The sequence below is a fragment of the Nocardioides pantholopis genome (assembly GCF_003710085.1).
In the GTDB taxonomy this organism is placed as follows: domain Bacteria; phylum Actinomycetota; class Actinomycetes; order Propionibacteriales; family Nocardioidaceae; genus Nocardioides; species Nocardioides pantholopis.
The window spans coordinates 2,761,927-2,776,784 of record NZ_CP033324.1; the positions used below are offsets into that span (position 1 = coordinate 2,761,927).

General features: G+C 73.8%; 12 protein-coding genes. 3 read left to right on the forward strand and 9 right to left on the reverse strand.

Annotation, left to right across the window (positions count from 1 at the left end; translation table 11 throughout):
* Positions 1-18 precede the first annotated feature (18 nt).
* From EBO35_RS13260 to lepA, 5 genes are all read right to left on the reverse strand, one after another.
* Positions 19-1,797, reverse strand: a complete 1,779-nt coding sequence (locus EBO35_RS13260) for an AMP-dependent synthetase/ligase (protein WP_241153695.1) — start codon at positions 1,795-1,797, stop codon at positions 19-21.
* Positions 1,798-2,015: 218 nt separating this feature from the next.
* Positions 2,016-2,666 carry an MOSC domain-containing protein gene (locus EBO35_RS13265; RefSeq protein ID WP_122818121.1) on the reverse strand — a complete coding sequence of 217 codons (651 nt, stop codon included), beginning with the start codon at positions 2,664-2,666 and terminating at the stop codon, positions 2,016-2,018.
* A gap of 77 nt (positions 2,667-2,743) precedes the next feature.
* Positions 2,744-3,715, reverse strand: coding sequence for an alpha/beta hydrolase family protein (locus tag EBO35_RS13270; RefSeq protein ID WP_164477962.1), 972 nt, complete (start codon positions 3,713-3,715; stop codon positions 2,744-2,746).
* Between the two features lie 187 nt (positions 3,716-3,902).
* Positions 3,903-4,817, reverse strand: a complete 915-nt coding sequence (locus EBO35_RS13275; RefSeq protein WP_122818123.1) for an aminoglycoside phosphotransferase family protein — start codon at positions 4,815-4,817, stop codon at positions 3,903-3,905.
* Positions 4,814-6,727 (reverse strand): translation elongation factor 4, encoded by a 1,914-nt coding sequence (gene lepA / locus EBO35_RS13280; RefSeq protein ID WP_122818124.1) that lies wholly within the window; start codon positions 6,725-6,727, stop codon positions 4,814-4,816. Before lepA ends, EBO35_RS13275 begins: the two co-directional genes overlap by 4 nt.
* A 56-nt stretch (positions 6,728-6,783) precedes the next feature.
* Between lepA and EBO35_RS13285 the strand changes: the two genes are divergently transcribed.
* The 3 genes from EBO35_RS13285 to rpsT all read left to right on the forward strand — a co-directional run bounded on the left by EBO35_RS13285 (position 6,784) and on the right by rpsT (position 9,429).
* The gene (locus tag EBO35_RS13285) at positions 6,784-7,701 is read left to right on the forward strand and encodes a sterol desaturase family protein (RefSeq protein WP_241153696.1); all 918 of its coding nucleotides are present in this window, start codon (positions 6,784-6,786) and stop codon (positions 7,699-7,701) included.
* 121 nt (positions 7,702-7,822) lie between these two features.
* Positions 7,823-8,776 (forward strand): phosphotransferase, encoded by a 954-nt coding sequence (locus EBO35_RS13290; protein WP_241153697.1) that lies wholly within the window; start codon positions 7,823-7,825, stop codon positions 8,774-8,776.
* Positions 8,777-9,168: 392 nt separating this feature from the next.
* Positions 9,169-9,429 carry a 30S ribosomal protein S20 gene (rpsT, locus tag EBO35_RS13300; RefSeq protein ID WP_122818127.1) on the forward strand — a complete coding sequence of 87 codons (261 nt, stop codon included), beginning with the start codon at positions 9,169-9,171 and terminating at the stop codon, positions 9,427-9,429.
* Between the two features lie 77 nt (positions 9,430-9,506).
* On the opposite strand, the gene holA is transcribed toward rpsT, so the two are convergent.
* From holA to EBO35_RS13320, 4 genes are all read right to left on the reverse strand, one after another.
* A complete protein-coding gene (gene holA, locus EBO35_RS13305) occupies positions 9,507-10,466 on the reverse strand; it encodes a DNA polymerase III subunit delta (RefSeq protein ID WP_122818128.1) in 960 nt (319 codons plus the stop codon).
* Between the two features lie 32 nt (positions 10,467-10,498).
* Positions 10,499-12,826, reverse strand: a complete 2,328-nt coding sequence (locus EBO35_RS13310) for a ComEC/Rec2 family competence protein (RefSeq protein WP_241153698.1) — start codon at positions 12,824-12,826, stop codon at positions 10,499-10,501.
* Between the two features lie 13 nt (positions 12,827-12,839).
* Complete coding sequence (locus EBO35_RS13315) at positions 12,840-13,883, reverse strand: ComEA family DNA-binding protein (protein ID WP_122818129.1); 1,044 nt, start codon at positions 13,881-13,883, stop codon at positions 12,840-12,842.
* A gap of 96 nt (positions 13,884-13,979) precedes the next feature.
* Positions 13,980-14,846: a DegV family protein gene (locus tag EBO35_RS13320; RefSeq protein ID WP_122818130.1), complete on the reverse strand. Its 867-nt coding sequence runs from the start codon at positions 14,844-14,846 to the stop codon at positions 13,980-13,982.
* Positions 14,847-14,858 lie beyond the last annotated feature (12 nt).

Sequence of the window (14,858 nt, forward strand, 5' to 3'; positions counted from 1 at the left end):
GGCCGCCCGGGACGGACCTCAGGCGTCGTACAGGGCGGCGATCCGGTCGGCGTTGTTGGCGGCCACCACTGTGCGCTTGACCTTCAGCGACGGGGTCAGCTCCCCCGACTCGATGCTGAGGTCGGACTCCAGGATGTCCCACTTCTTGACGGTCTCCCAGCGGTTGAGTCGGGAGTTGAGCTCGTCGACGTAGCCGGCGACCATCGCGCGCACCTTCTCGGAGCGCACGATCTCGGCGTACGACGCCCCGGCCATGTCGTTCTCCGCCGCCCAGATGTTCATCGCGTCCGGGTCCAGCGTGATCAGCGCGACGCAGTAGTTGCGCTCGTCGCCGAAGACCATGAACTGGCTGGTGTAGGGGCAGATCGCCTTGAACTTCGACTCGATCGCGGGCGGCGCGACGTACTTGCCTCCCGAGGTCTTGAACAGCTCCTTGATCCGCCCGGTGATGGTCAGGAAGCCGTCGGCGTCGATGCTCCCCTTGTCGCCGGTGCGCAGCCAGCCGTCCTCGGTGAACGCCTTCGCGGTCTCCTCGGGCAGGTTGTGGTAGCCCTCCATCACGTGCGGGCCGCGCAGCTGCACCTCGTCACCCTCGCCGATGCGGATCTCCGCACCCGGCAGTGCCGGGCCGACCGTGCCGATCTTGTAGTGCTCGGGGCTGTTGACAGTCGCCCCGGCGGCGTTCTCGGTCATCCCGTAGCCCTCGAGGATGAGGATGCCCGCGGCATGGAACCACTGCGCGATCTCGGAGTTCAGCGCGGCCGAGCCGGAGATGAAGAACCGCACCCGGCCGCCGAAGCGGTCCCGGACCTTGCTGAAGACCAGCTTGTCGAAGACCTTGTGCTGCAGCCCGAGCGCGAACGGCACCGGCTTGCCCACGCGCTTGAGCTCGTCGACGCGCTGGCCGACCTCGAAGGCCTTGAGGAAGATCTTCTCCTTGGCCCCGCCCTCGGCCTGCTGCATCGTCACGATCTTGCCGTGGGCCTTCTCGAAGATCCGCGGCGCAGCGCCCATGAAGGTCGGCTTCACGACGCCGAGGTTGTCGACGATCCGGTCGATGCGGCCGTCGATCGCGGTGGCGAACCCGCAGGCGAGCTGGGCCGAGAGCAGCACCTTGCCGAAGGAGTGCGCCATCGGCAGCCAGAGGAACTGCAGGTCGCTCTCGTCGAGGATGTCCTGGGCCTGGATCGCCGCGCCCTCGTAGACCCACGAGCGGTGCTGGAGCCGCACCCCCTTGGGACGCCCGGTGGTGCCGGAGGTGTAGATCAGCGTCGCGAGCTGGTCCGGCGGAATCGACTTCGCGGTCTCCTCCACGATCGTCGGGTGCTCGGCCAGGTGGGCGTCGCCGAGCTCGGCCAGCGCCTCGAGGTCGATCACCCAGTCGCCGTCCGGGGTGCCGGTGAACGTGACGACCTTCGCCAGGTGCGGCAGCTCGTGGCGGTGCGCGCGGATCTTCGCGATCTGCTCGTCGTCCTCGGCGAAGACCACCCGGCACTCCGCGTCGCCGAGGATGTAGGCGGTGTCCTCGACGTTGGTCGTCGGGTAGACAGTGGTGGTCGCACCCCCGGCGCACATGATCGCGAGGTCGGCGAGGATCCACTCGTAGCGGGTGCTGGAGGCGATCCCGACCCGTTGCTCGGGCTCGAGGCCGAGGGCCAGCAGGCCGGCCGCGAGCCGGTTGATCCGCTCCCCGGCCTCTCGCCAGGTGACCGACTCCCAGGTCTCGTCGGGACGCGGGTAGCGGAAGGCCTCCGCGTCCGGCGTCGTGGCCACGCGCTCGAGAAGCTGCACGGCCATGTTGGGAGGAAGGTGGTCGACGAAGCTCGTGTCGGGATTCGCGGGCATGTCTCTCCTGCCGGACGGCGCGGAAGGTCGGACCCGGACCTCACCCTCCCCGCGGGATGGATGGCAGGTAACCTACGTCACATCAACACTGGCGGGTAACCCCCACGCCGAGTCCGGCTGGGATCCGACTGGGATCCGACTGGGATCCGGCTGGCAGCCGCCGCGCCCCCTCAGCGCGGGGCCCGGGCGGCGTACCTGCTGCGCACGGTCTCCGAGAGCGCCGGGACGCTCAGCACGTGCGGCAGCAGGTCCCGCTCGGTGGTCAACGCCCGGAACAGCACCGCGACTGTCACGTCGTGGTCGGGGCGGTGCTCGACGACGATCGGGTCGCCCGCCTGCACCACGCCCTCCTCCAGGACCCGCAGGTACGGACCGGGGCGACCGTCGCGGGTGAACCGCTTGATCCACCCGGTCGGGTCGTGACCGCTCAGCTCCATGAACCCGGCGAAGACCCGGCACGCCGTACGCACCTTGGCGACCTCGAGCAGGGCGGTGCCGACCCGCCACCGCTCGCCGACGAGCGCCTCGTTGACGTCGATCCCGCGGGTGGTGAGGTTCTCGCCGAACTGCCCGTCCGGCAGCGCAGCGCCGAGCTCGTCGGACCAGCGGTCCAGGTCCTCGCGCGCGAAGACGTAGACGGCGTTGTCCGGACTCCCGTGGTCGCGCCGGTCGCACACCGAGTCACCGACCAGCCCGTCGCGGCGGACGGCGACCGGGTCGGGGGTGGCCGTCTTCCGGATCCCCGAGCTGCCCACCCGGCCGGTCCACTCACCGGTCTCGGGGCGGCCGAGGTTCACCGACAGCACGCGCGCGTTCTCCACGCGGACATCCTGACCTGCCCGGGCCCGCCCGTCACCTCTTCGGCCCCAGGTCCGGCCGAAGAGGTGACGGGATCGGCTCAGGGCGCGCTGGTCACCGTCACGAGCGGGTCCGAGGCGTCCCCGGTGCCGGTGACGTAGCCGGCGGCGCCGGCGTGGCCCAGCTGCGCGCGCAGCCACAGGGCCGCCCAGCGGGCCGAGACCTCGATGCTCGTCGCCTGGGGCAGCGACTGCGGGCTCACCTCGGGCTCAGCGCCGCTGGGGTCCTGGCCGTCGGTGATGCCGTAGTGGTTCGCCCCGGCGACCCGCACGAGCTGCTTCGGGCCGCTGCCGAGCTTGGCGTACGTCGCCTCGGCCTGCGCCGGCTCCGCGACGCCGTCGGCCTGTCCCTGCACGAGCTGGACGGGGATCTGGTTGTCGATCTTCGGATAGATGCCGAGGATCGCGTTGTTGGTGCCGTAGAACGACCCCGCCTTCACGGCCGCCGGCAGGTCGAAGGAGAGCGTCGTGCAGAACGGGATCGAGCACTTGTCCTCGGCGATCGAGAGGCCGGTGGCCCCACCGAAGGAGTGCCCCAGCAGGACCATGGTGCCGGTGTCGATCCGCCCGCGCAGGGGCGAGCCGGCCCTCGCGTTCTCGGCCGCCATCCAGCTCAGCGTCTCCCCCACCTGGCTGGTGGAGGTGTAGTAGTCCAGGTCGACGAAGTTCAGCCGGCGGTGGTTGGGCGTCACGACGACGAAGCCGTAGGAGGCCACCGTCGCGGCGTACTCCTCGTAGTGCTGGCGGTGCACCTTGCCGCCCTGGAGCAGCAGCGCCACCGGCAGCCGGCCGGTCCCAGCAGTCGGGTGGAAGACCGTCGTGCCGTCGTTGGTGATCTTGCTCTGGTAGCTCGAGACCGGGACCGGCGTGATCGGCCCGGCGGCAGCGGCCGGCGCGGGCGCCGGCAGGGCGCCGGCCGTCGCGGCGCCGGGGGCGACCAGGGCGGCGGAGCCGACCAGGAGCAGGGCCGGCAGCATCGCGGGAACGAGACGGCGAAGCGGGGGGATCTTCATCGGGGTCCTCTCGGTAGGGGGACGGCGTCCGTCGCCTTGGCCATGACACAGCCAGGGACACAGCCATGACACAGCCAGGGACACGGCAGCGGCGCCAGCGCAGTGTCCGCGCACGCCGGCGTACGCCGTCAACGCGGTCTGGACCGCGACTGGCCGCCGTGGGTCGGGCGCCAGCACCGCCGACGACTCAGTCCTGCACGGCCTTGGCGACGGTGATGCAGCGCGTCAGCCACTCGTCGGCGGGCGCGGGCACGGCTCCCGCCGGGTCCTGGAGGTGCCACAGCGCGTTGACGAGCATCCGCACGACTACCCAGTCGCGGGCCCGGCCCTCGTCGAGCCCGGCGACGTCGACAACTGTGTGGAAGCGCCGGCGCAGCCCGTCGCGCACGCTGCCGGGGCCGGAGACCAGCTCCTCCCAGCGGTTCCACAGCAGCGGCGCGGGCTCGTAGTGGCGGTCCCCGGCGAGCGGCTTGGGGTCGATCGCCAGCCACGGCTCGCGATCGGCCGCGAGCACGTTCGCGTCGTGGAGGTCGGTGTGCAGCAGCCGGTCCCCGCCGGGCGGCTCGGTGGCCACCAGGTCCCGGGCGCTGGTCACGGCCTGCTCGACCAGCCGGCGCGGGAGCGGGGCGTCGCGCGGGAGCGCCGCGAGCTGGTCGGCCCAGCGCAGGACGTGCGGCGCGAGGCGCCGGATCCGTCCGGGGGCCGGAACGTGGAGGCGGTCGTAGAGCCCGGCCACGATCTCGCAGGACTCCAGGTCCCAGAGGTCGGCGAGGTCCTCGGGGTGCAGGCGCTCGAGCAGGAGCGCGGAGCGGTGCGGGTCGGCGCGCAGCAGCTCGACGGCGCCGCGGCCGTGCCAGTGCTGGAGCGCGAGGTGCTCCTGCTCGGCCTCCTCGTGGGGGAAGCCCACCTTCAGCGCGGCGGGGCGGCCGCCGGCGGTGCGGACCGGGAGCACGACGGCGGTGTGGCCGTGGGCGGCCGCGCCGTCACCGGTGAGCTGCCACTCCTCCTGCAGCTCGCCCAGCAGCGCGGGGAGCCGGTCGAGCCACTGCACCCACGCGGGACCGCGGGCGGCGTACGCCAGCAGCCCCGCGGGGAGGCTCACTTCTTCGACTTCTCCGTGGGCTGGGTCGTGGAAAGCGCGGCCACGAAGGCCTCCTGGGGGACCTCGACGCGGCCGACCATCTTCATCCGCTTCTTGCCCTCCTTCTGCTTCTCCAGCAGCTTGCGCTTGCGGGTGATGTCACCGCCGTAGCACTTGGCCAGCACGTCCTTGCGGATCGCGCGGATGTTCTCGCGGGCGATGATGCGCGCGCCGATCGCGGCCTGGATCGGCACCTCGAACTGCTGGCGCGGGATCAGGTCCTTCAGCTTCCCGGCCATCATCACGCCGTAGGCGTAGGCCGCGTCGCGGTGCACGATCGCGGAGAACGCGTCGACCGGCTCGCCCTGGAGCAGGATGTCGACCTTGACCAGGTCGGCGGCCTGCTCGCCGGAGCGCTCGTAGTCCAGCGAGGCGTAGCCCTTGGTGCGCGACTTCAGCTGGTCGAAGAAGTCGAAGACGATCTCGCCCATCGGCAGCGTGTAGCGCATCTCGACGCGGTCCTCGGAGAGGTAGTCCATCCCCTGCAGGGTGCCGCGCTTGGTCTGGCACAGCTCCATGATCGTGCCGATGTAGTCGCTGGGGCTGAGGATCGTGGCCTTGACGACCGGCTCGCGCACCTCGGCGATCTTGCCCTCGGGATACTCGCTGGGGTTGGTGACCACCAGCTCGCTGCCGTCCTCCATCAGCACCTCGTAGACCACGTTGGGGGCCGTCGAGATGAGGTCGAGGTTGAACTCACGCTCCAGGCGGTCGCGGGTGATCTCCATGTGCAGCAGGCCCAGGAAGCCGATCCGGAAGCCGAAGCCCAGCGCGCCGGAGGTCTCCGGCTCGAAGGTCAGCGCCGCATCGTTGAGCTGGAGCCGCTCCAGGGCGTCGCGCAGCGTCGGGTAGTCGTCGCCGTCGATCGGGTAGAGCCCGGAGTACACCATCGGGTTCGGGTGCTTGTAGCCGCCGAGCGCCTTGGTCGCGCCGTGGTGCTGGCTGGTGACCGTGTCACCGACCCGGGACTGGCGCACGTCCTTCACGCCGGTGATCAGGTAGCCGACCTCGCCGACCCCGAGGTCGGCGGCCTTGACCGGCTCCGGGCTGATCACGCCGACCTCGAGCATCTCGTGCACGGCGCCGGTCGACATCATCTTGATCCGGTCGCGGTGGGTGAGCTTGCCGTCGATGACCCGGACGTAGGTGACCACGCCGCGGTAGGTGTCGTAGACGGAGTCGAAGATCAGCGCGCGCGGCGCGGCGTCCGCGTCCCCGACCGGGGCGGGGGTCTGCTTGACGATCTCGTTGAGCAGGCCCTCCACGCCGACGCCGGTCTTGGCGCTGACCCGCAGGACGTCCTCGGGCTCGCAGCCGACCAGGCCGGCCAGCTCCGCGGCGTACTTGTCGGGGTTGGCGCCGGGCAGGTCGATCTTGTTGAGCACCGGGATGATGTGCAGGTCGGCGCCCATGGCGAGGTAGAGGTTCGCCAGGGTCTGGGCCTCGATCCCCTGCGCGGCGTCGACGAGCAGGACCGCTGCCTCGCACGCCTCCAGGGACCGGGACACCTCGTAGGTGAAGTCCACGTGACCGGGGGTGTCGATCATGTTCAGCACGTAGGTGCCGGACTCGGCACCCTCCTCGTTGCCCACCGGGACCGTCCAGGGCATCCGGACGGCCTGGCTCTTGATCGTGATCCCGCGCTCGCGCTCGATGTCCATCCGGTCCAGGTACTGGGCCCGGGCCGCCCGCGCGTCGACGACGCCGGTCAGCTGCAGCATCCGGTCCGCGAGCGTGGACTTGCCGTGGTCGATGTGCGCGATGATGCAGAAGTTGCGGATGATCGCGGGATCGGTGGAGCCGGGCTTCGGCGCGGGGGTCTGGGGCACGAGCTCTTCTCGACGTACGTGGGTCGGGACGGACGCGACCATCCTCCCATGCCGGAGGTGGTGGACCCGACTCGACGACTGAGGCAGGATCCCGAGCCGTGACGGACCTGTGGCACTCCCTGCCCGAGCCCCTGCGCGACCCGGTCGCGCTCGCGATGCCCTTCTTCGTGGTCTTCGTCGTGGTCGAGGCGCTCGCGGCGTACTTCCTGGAGGACGAGGGTCCCGACGGGATCGCCGGGTTCGCCGGGTACGACCGGCGGGACACCGTCGCCAGCCTCAGCATGGGCGCGGTCTCGGTGGTGACGATGGCGCTGTGGAAGTCGGCGGGCCTCGCGGTGTATGCAGTGCTCTTCGCCTACGTCGCGCCCTGGCAGCTGCCGGCCGACGCCTGGTGGACCTGGGCACTGGCCATCGTGGGAGTCGACTTCTTCTTCTACTGGGCCCACCGGGTGGCCCACCGGGTCCGACTGGTCTGGGCCACCCACCAGGCCCACCACTCCAGCGAGCACTTCAACTTCGCGACCGCGCTGCGCCAGAAGTGGAACAACTCCCACGAGCTGGTGATCTGGGCGCCGCTGCCGCTGCTGGGCGTGCCGCCAGCGCTGGTCTTCTTCGGGTTCTCCGTCAGCCTCGTCTACCAGTTCTTCGTCCACACCGAGCGGATCCGCACCCTGTGGCGGCCCATCGAGCTGGTCTTCAACACGCCCTCGCACCACCGGGTGCACCACGGCAGCGACCCCGAGTACCTCGACCGCAACTACGGCGGGATCCTGATCGTCTGGGACCGGCTCTTCGGCTCCTTCCAGCCCGAGCTGCACCGCCCGACGTACGGGCTGACCACGCCGGTCGGGACCTACCACGTGCTGCGCCTGCAGACCCACGAGTACGCCGCGATCGCCCGCGACGTGCGCGCCACCCCGCGCCTGCGCGACAAGCTCGGCTACGTCTTCGGACCCCCGGGGTGGCGGCCCGACCCGGTGGCCCGCGAGACCCCCGCACCGGCGGGCGCCGCCTGACGCGGCGGCCCCGCCCCGTCCGCGGGGCTCCGGGAGACGGTGACGAGGAACCCAGTCCTTTGCCCGACTTCCGGGCGAGCCGCGGCGGGACCCGGGCACCGCACCGGGCGAGGATGTGCCGGTGATCCCCACGACCATCCCCCACGGCCGCACGGCGCGGCGGCTCGAGTGGCAGTACCTGCCGCCTGCCGTGCGCGCGCTGATCGCCCGCCGCTGCGGCTCCCCGGTCGTCTCCGCCGAGTCCCAGGGAGCGGGCTTCACGCCGGGCTTCGCCTCGGTGCTGACCTGTGCGGACGGCAGCCGGCACTTCGTGAAGGCGGCCTCGGTGCGGGCGCAGCGGATGTTCGCGGAGTCCTACCGCGAGGAGGCGCGCAAGCTCGCCGACCTTCCCGCCGAGACCCCGGCGCCGCGGCTGCGCTGGTCCCTCGACGACGAGGACTGGGTCGTCCTCGGCATCGAGCACGTCACCGGCCGCGCCCCGGCCCGACCCTGGCGGCCCGCGGAGCTGGACGCCACGCTGGACGCCCTCGAGGAGTGCGCCCGGGTGCTCACCCCGGCCCCGGGCGGAGCGGGCGCCGGCACCTTCGAGGAGGAGTTCGCCGCGTTCCCGGCGTACTGGGACGCGCTGCGGGCCGCCCCGCTGGGCGTGCCGGGCCTCGCCGAGCACGCCGACGAGGCCGCGGCGCTCGCGGCGGCGTACGCCTCGGTGTGCGGCGGGCGCACCCTCGTGCACACCGACGTGCGCGACGACAACGTGCTGCTGGCCCCGGACGGCACCGCGCTGCTGTGCGACTGGAACTGGCCGGTGGCGGGCGCCGCCTGGATCGACTCGGTGCTGGCGCTGATCGGGCCGCGCGGCGACGGCCTGGACGTGGAGGCCGTGCTGTCCGCCCGGCCGCTGACCCGCGATCTGCCGCCCGAGCACGTCGATGTGTTGCTAGCGCTGGTAGCTGGGTACTTCCTCCACCAATCGACCCAACCGGTGCCGCACACCTCGCCGTACATCCGCGACGCGCAGCGCTGGCAGGGTGACGTCGTGTGGAACTGGTTGAGCGAGAGAAGGGCGTGGTCGTGAACAGGATGGTCGTACGGATCCTCGTGGTCCTGGGTGTCGTTGGCGGGGTCGGACTGGTGGCCCAGCGGACGGGGCTCATCCCGGCTGGAGCCCAGGCCGGCGCGCCGGCGACGGCGCTGCCCCTCACCTGTCGGCTCCAGGGACACGGCTGGCGGGTGCCGAGGTCGACCGCGAGCGCCCCGACGCGTACCACTTGTCGGCGCTGCGACCAGCTCGACCTGCCGACGCCCTGATCTCGGCCCGCGCCGCCTGATTTGGGCGGCCGCGTCCGGCGCTGTTAATCTTGCACGTCGCTTGTTGCGCGCCCTCCCGAGGGCAGCGGCGCCGACAGCACACCTGGACTCAGCAGCACCGTCTAGCACCATCCCCACACCTACGACGAAGGCGCAGTAGTGGCGAACATCAAGTCCCAGATCAAGCGGAACAAGCAGAACGAGAAGCGCCACGAGCGCAACAAGGCCGTGAAGACCGGCCTGAAGTCTGCCGTGCGCAAGTTCCGCGAGCTCGCGGAGACCGGCGACAAGGACGCTGCCGTCCTGGCCGGCCGCGAGGCCTCCCGGAAGCTGGACAAGGCCGTCTCCAAGGGCGTCATCCACCGCAACCAGGCCGCGAACCGCAAGTCCGCGATCGCCAAGCAGGCCGCCTCTCTCTGAGGCCCCTCGCACTTCGGCGCCGCCCCCTCGGGGGCGGCGCCTTTTTGCGTTGCCCCTCGACGCGGGTCCAGACCGGGTCAGCGCCGCTCGCGCAGCCCGGTCACGGTGAGGATCAGGCGCTCCATCGTGTACGCCGGATCGCTCGCCGCGCCCTTCAGGTCGGCGTCCGCGCGGGCGACCGCTCGGATCGCCTTGGCCAGACCCGCGTGGGACCAGCCACGCGCCTGCTTGCGCAGGCTGTCCTGCCTCCACGAGGGCATCCCCGACTCCCGGTTGCCGCCGGCGTAGTTGGCCACGCTGCGCAGCTGTCCGGCCACGGTTGCCAGGACGTAGACCGGCGAGGTGCCGTTGGCGATCGTCCACCGCAGCTCCTCGAGCGCCCGCGCCCGGTCGCCGGAGAGGATCGCGTCGGAGATCTGGAAGTTCTTCACCTCAGCGTGCCCGCCGAAGTACTGCCGAACCTTCTCGACGTTGAGGGGCCCGCCGGCGAAGTCGTTGACGAGCTGGGAGGCGGCGGCCGCGAGCGAGCGGAGGTCCTGACCGACGGCCTGGACCAGCGCGCCGGCGGCCTCGGAGTCGATCGTCGACCCGTGGCTGCGGACCTCGGCAGCCACGAAGGAGGGGTACTCGGAGGCCTTCAGCTCCGCCGACTTCACCTCGGTGACCGGGCCCAGCTTGCGCAGCTTGGTCAGCACCCCGCTGCCCTTCGGTCCGCCGCCGTGGACCAGCACCAGCGCGACGTCCTCGGCGGGTGCGGCGGCGTAGCGCAGCAGCCCCTCGGCCGACTCCTCAGGGAGGTTCTCCAGGTTGCGCACGACCACGCAGCGGATCGTCGAGAACAGCGACGGGGCGGCGAGCTCGCCCAGCGTGGCCAGCGTCAGGTCGGCGGCCGGGCTGTCGGCGAGCTCGGCCTCGGGGTCGTGCGCCCGGACCGCGGCGCGGACCGTCTGGACGGTGCGCTCGGCCAGGAACTCCTCCTTGCCGGTCACCAGCGTGACCCGCCCGAGCACGTCAGCTGCCTTCGGTCCCCTCGCCATGGTGGGTCCAGCCTGCCACAGCCCGCCGACGCTCAGCCGCGGGCGTCGGTGCCGAGCTCGTCACCGTCGACCGTGACCGCCAGGTCGTCGTCGGTGTCGGTGCGCAGGACCCGGGCTCCGGCGCGCTCGAGGGCCGCCAGGGGCGCCGGGGCCGGGTGGCCGTAGTCGTTGTCCTCCCCCACCGGCACCAGCACCACGCGGGCGCCCAGCGAGGTCAGCCAGTCGAGGTCCTGGTGGCGGCTGCCGTGGTGCGGGAGCTTGAGCACGTCGGCACGCAGGCCCGGCCAGTCCCGGGCCAGGGCTGCCTGGGCCGGGGGCTCGACGTCCCCGGTCAGCAGCACCCGGACCCCGCGGACGCTGGCCAGCAGCACGACGCTGGCGTCGTTGGCGGTGCTGCCGTCGCCGGGGCCGCCGCGGACGCCGGGGTCGGTGGGGCGCAGCACCTGGAGGGTGACCTCGCCGACCTCGTGGACGCCGGGGGCGAGCGGCGCCACCGGCACCGACGCTGCGGCCGCCGCGGACTCGACAGCCGCGACGCCGGCGGGCGGGTCGAGCAGCGCCCCGGTCGCCACCGCGTCGACGGCCCGGCCGGCCAGCACCCCGGGCAGGCCGTCGACGTGGTCGGCATGGAAGTGGGTCAGCACCACCAGGGGCACCCGGTCCACGCCGAGCTCGTCCAGGCACGCGTCGACCAGGTCCGGGTCCGGGCCCGCGTCCACCACGACGGCGGCGTCGGGGCCGGAGCGGACCACCAGCGCGTCGCCCTGACCGACCGCGCACGCGACCACCACCCAGCCGGCCGGGGGCCAGCCGGGGGTCGGCGGCCGGACCAGGACGGCGAGGACCATGACCAGGCAGCAGCCGATCCCCGTCGTACGCCGCGCGAGCAGCCGGGGCGCGAGGACTGCCAGGAGCACGCAGCCCAGGGTCAGCACCGCCAGCGACAGGGCACCGGTCCCCCACTCCACCGCGGCCGTCGGCAGCCCGGCGCCCCGGCGGGCGACCGCCACGATCCACGCCACGCACCAGGCCGCGCCGGTCCCGGCCACCCGCCCCGCGGGCTCGGCGACCAGGCCGAGCAGCCCGCCGACCAGGCCCAGCACGGTGGCCGGGCCGACCACCGGCGCGACCACCAGGTTGGCGACCACCGCGACCACGCTCACCTGCCCCGAGATGCCCGCGACCAGCGGTGTGCAGGCCAGCTGCGCGGCGGCCGGAACCGCCACGGCCTCGGCCAGCCAGCGCGGGAGCCAGCGGGCCATCGCATCGCGCCAGCCGGGCGCGAGCACCAGGATCCCGGCAGTCGCCAGGACCGAGAGCGCGAAGCCCGGTGCCACCGCCAGCGACGGCTGGACCAGCAGCAGGCCGAGCACCGCCGCGCCGAGGCCGCGCAGACCGCGCTGGAGGCCGTTGCTCCCCATCGCGACCAGCGCGACGGTGCCCATCACCGCGGCGCGCAGGACGCTGGGCTCGGTGCGGGCCAGCAGCACGAACCCGACGATCCCGCAGGCCCCGACCAGGTACAGCCACCGGCCGCGGACGCCCGCCCACCGGGCGAGGACGAGGAGGAAGCCGACCACGAGGGTGAGGTTGGTGCCGGAGACCGCGAGCAGGTGGGTCAGGCCGGTGGCCCGGAAGTCCTCGGCGAGCCCCGGGTCGAGTCCGGCGTCGTCGCCGTTGACCAGCGCCGGGACCAGCACCCGCTGGTCCTCGGGGCGGTGCGCCACCGACTCGCGCAGTGACGCGCGCACGGCGGCGGCGCCACGCCACCACAGGTCCGGGGCCGCGACCGGGCGCGGCGCCCCGGACGCGGAGAGCACCCCGGCGAGGTCCGCGTCGTCCGCGGGGGCGAGCCGGCCGGTGGCCCGCACCCGCGCGCCGAGCTGTACGTCGAGCCAGTCCTCGTCGGCGAGGACGAGGACCGCCGCCCGCAGTCGGTGCGTCGCGCCGCGGCCGGTCACCTCGCGCACCGAGAGCCGGACCAGCACCACCTCGCCGAAGCGGCCGGCGACCGGGCGCGGGTCGGAGGTCACCACGGCCTCGGTCGAGACCACCGCCCGGTCCCGGGCGAGCTCGGCCAGCGGACTGGTGGCGACCTGCTCGGCGCGCACCAGGACCGAGCACGCGACCGCACCGGCGACCAGCACCATCGCGGCCACGGTCAGCACCCGGGGCGAGCCCCGTCGCCGGGCCCGGACCAGCCAGAGGAGCGCCCCGGCGGCGAGCCCGGCCAGCGCGCCCCGGGGAAGCAGGTGGGCCGCCAGCGCTCCGACCCAGGCCGCCAGCCCGAGCAGCGGCAGCCGGAGGTCGGGCCGGGCCCGCAGCTGTGCCCACGGAGTGCCCTCGTCAGCGGGCCGCACCGGGTCGGCCGGGTCAGACCGTGACGTGCGGCGTCAGCTTCGCCAGCGTCACGTCGCCGATCCCGTCGACCTCGAGGAGCTCCTCCACGGCGCCGAACCCGCCGTGCTCCTCGCGCCAGGCGATGATCGCCTGCGCCGTCACCGGCCCCACGTCGGGAAGCAGCTCCAGCTCGGCCTGGGAGGCGAGGTTGAGGTTGACCAGGGCGGCCCCGGGCGCACCGGCCGTGCCTGGCGCGGTGCCGCCCGGCGGCCCCGACGACGGCCCGGCGACCGCAGCCGCGGCCCGGCCGACCAGCACCTGCTCGCCGTCGACGAGCAGCCGCGCCAGGTTCAGCCCGGTCAGGTCCACCCCGGGGCGGGCGCCGCCGGCGGCCTCGAGGGCGTCGACGACCCGGGACCCGGCCGGAAGCACGGCGATGCCGGGACGGCGGACCTTCCCGGCCACGTCGACGGTGACGGTGCCGGTGCCGGAAGCCCCCTCCTCGGCGCCCGGGGAGGCCGCCTCGGCGCCCGGGGCCACGCCCGGGCTGCCGGGGCCGGCAGGCGTGGCCAGCGCACCGCGGTCGGCCGACGCCAGCCTGCCCACCGGCTCCCCGGGGTCCGCCCGCACCACCCACCAGCAGGTGGCCGCCAGGCCGAGCGCCACCAGGACCGCGACCACGGCGACCGGCCCCGGGCCCAGGCCGGCCCGCCCGCGCAGCGGCTCCGGGACGAGGCCCGCCACCGCCGTCGTCCCCGCGGCCACCGGCGCCCGGCCGCCGCGCCGGGCAGCGTGCCGGCCCGGGACCGGGACCACGGACGCCCGCGGCGCCGGTGCCAGCAGGTCCGGCTCCGGCTCGGGCTCGGCGGGGCCGGGCGGGGTCAGCCGTCCCGCAGGGGCGACCGTCGCGACCCGGGTGTGCCCCGCCCACCACGCGTCGTCGTCCTCAGGCCCGCTCGGGGCGTGCGGACCCTCAGGCCCGGGGGCCGGGATCCGCGAGGCCGCCAGCTCCGCGCCGAGCTGGGCGAGCCGCCGCGACACGGCCGCCTGGTGGTCGGGGCTGGGTCGGCTGCGCATGCCGCGAACCTAGGCAGCACGACCGGCCGGCCGGGTCCGGGCACCACGTGCCTGTGGAGGACGCCGGCCCGAAGGCCGGCTGTGGACGGCGCCCGGTCAGGCGCGGGGCGCCACGCAGACCGCGACCACCCCGGGACCCACGTGCGCCCCGAGCACCGCGCCCAGCTCGCCGCAGGTCACCTCGGCGCCGTCCAGCCGCTCGGCGAGCCGTTCGGCCAGCCGCTCGGCGAGCTGGGCAGCCCGGTCCGGGCTGGCCAGGTGGGCGACGCTCACCTCCACGCGGACACCGGCCTCCGCACCGTCCGCCGCCTCCACGGCGAGCTCCTCCAGGCGCGCCAGCGCCCGCCCCGAGGTGCGGACCCGCTCCAACGGCACCACCCGGCCGTCGTCGAAGCCGAGCAGCGGCTTGACCGCCAGGGCGCTGCCGACGAGCGCGGCGGCAGCGCCGATCCGGCCCCCGCGGCGCAGGTGCTCCAGGGTGTCGACGTAGAACAGCGAGGTCGAGGCGGCCGCGGACTCCTGGGCGGCCCGGGCGGCGTCCTCGAGACCGCCCCCGGCGGCGAGGACGTCGGCCGCGGCCAGCACGGCGTACCCGACACCCGGCCCCACGAGCCGGGTGTCGACGGTCAGCACCCGCACACCCGCGTCCCGCGCGGCGACCTGGGCGGACTCGTAGGTGCCGCTCATGTCCGCGGAGAGGTGGATGGAGAGGATCTCCTCCGCCCCCTCCTCGGCCAGCCGGCGGTAGAGGTCGGCGAAGACCGCGGGGGCCGGGCGCGAGGTGCTGACCGGCGTGAACGAGCGCAGCGCGGCCGCGACCGCCTCCGGCGTCGCCCCGTCGGCCCCCTCGTCGTGGACGTGCGGGCCGATGACGACCTGCAGCGGGACCACCGCGATGTCCCGCTCGGCGGCGAGCTCCGGCGGCAGCATCGCTGTCGAGTCGGTGACGATCCGGACCGGCATGCCCCGAACGCT

Coding starts and splice junctions, on each gene's coding strand:
- EBO35_RS13320 (WP_122818130.1), bottom strand. CDS start 14,846: ATGCCGGTCCGGATCGTCACCGACTCGACAGCGATGCTGCCGCCGGAG.
- EBO35_RS13270 (WP_164477962.1), bottom strand. CDS start 3,715: ATGAAGATCCCCCCGCTTCGCCGTCTCGTTCCCGCGATGCTGCCGGCC.
- lepA (WP_122818124.1), bottom strand. CDS start 6,727: ATGGTCGCGTCCGTCCCGACCCACGTACGTCGAGAAGAGCTCGTGCCC.
- EBO35_RS13315 (WP_122818129.1), bottom strand. CDS start 13,883: ATGCGCAGCCGACCCAGCCCCGACCACCAGGCGGCCGTGTCGCGGCGG.
- EBO35_RS13260 (WP_241153695.1), bottom strand. CDS start 1,797: ATGGCCGTGCAGCTTCTCGAGCGCGTGGCCACGACGCCGGACGCGGAG.
- holA (WP_122818128.1), bottom strand. CDS start 10,466: ATGGCGAGGGGACCGAAGGCAGCTGACGTGCTCGGGCGGGTCACGCTG.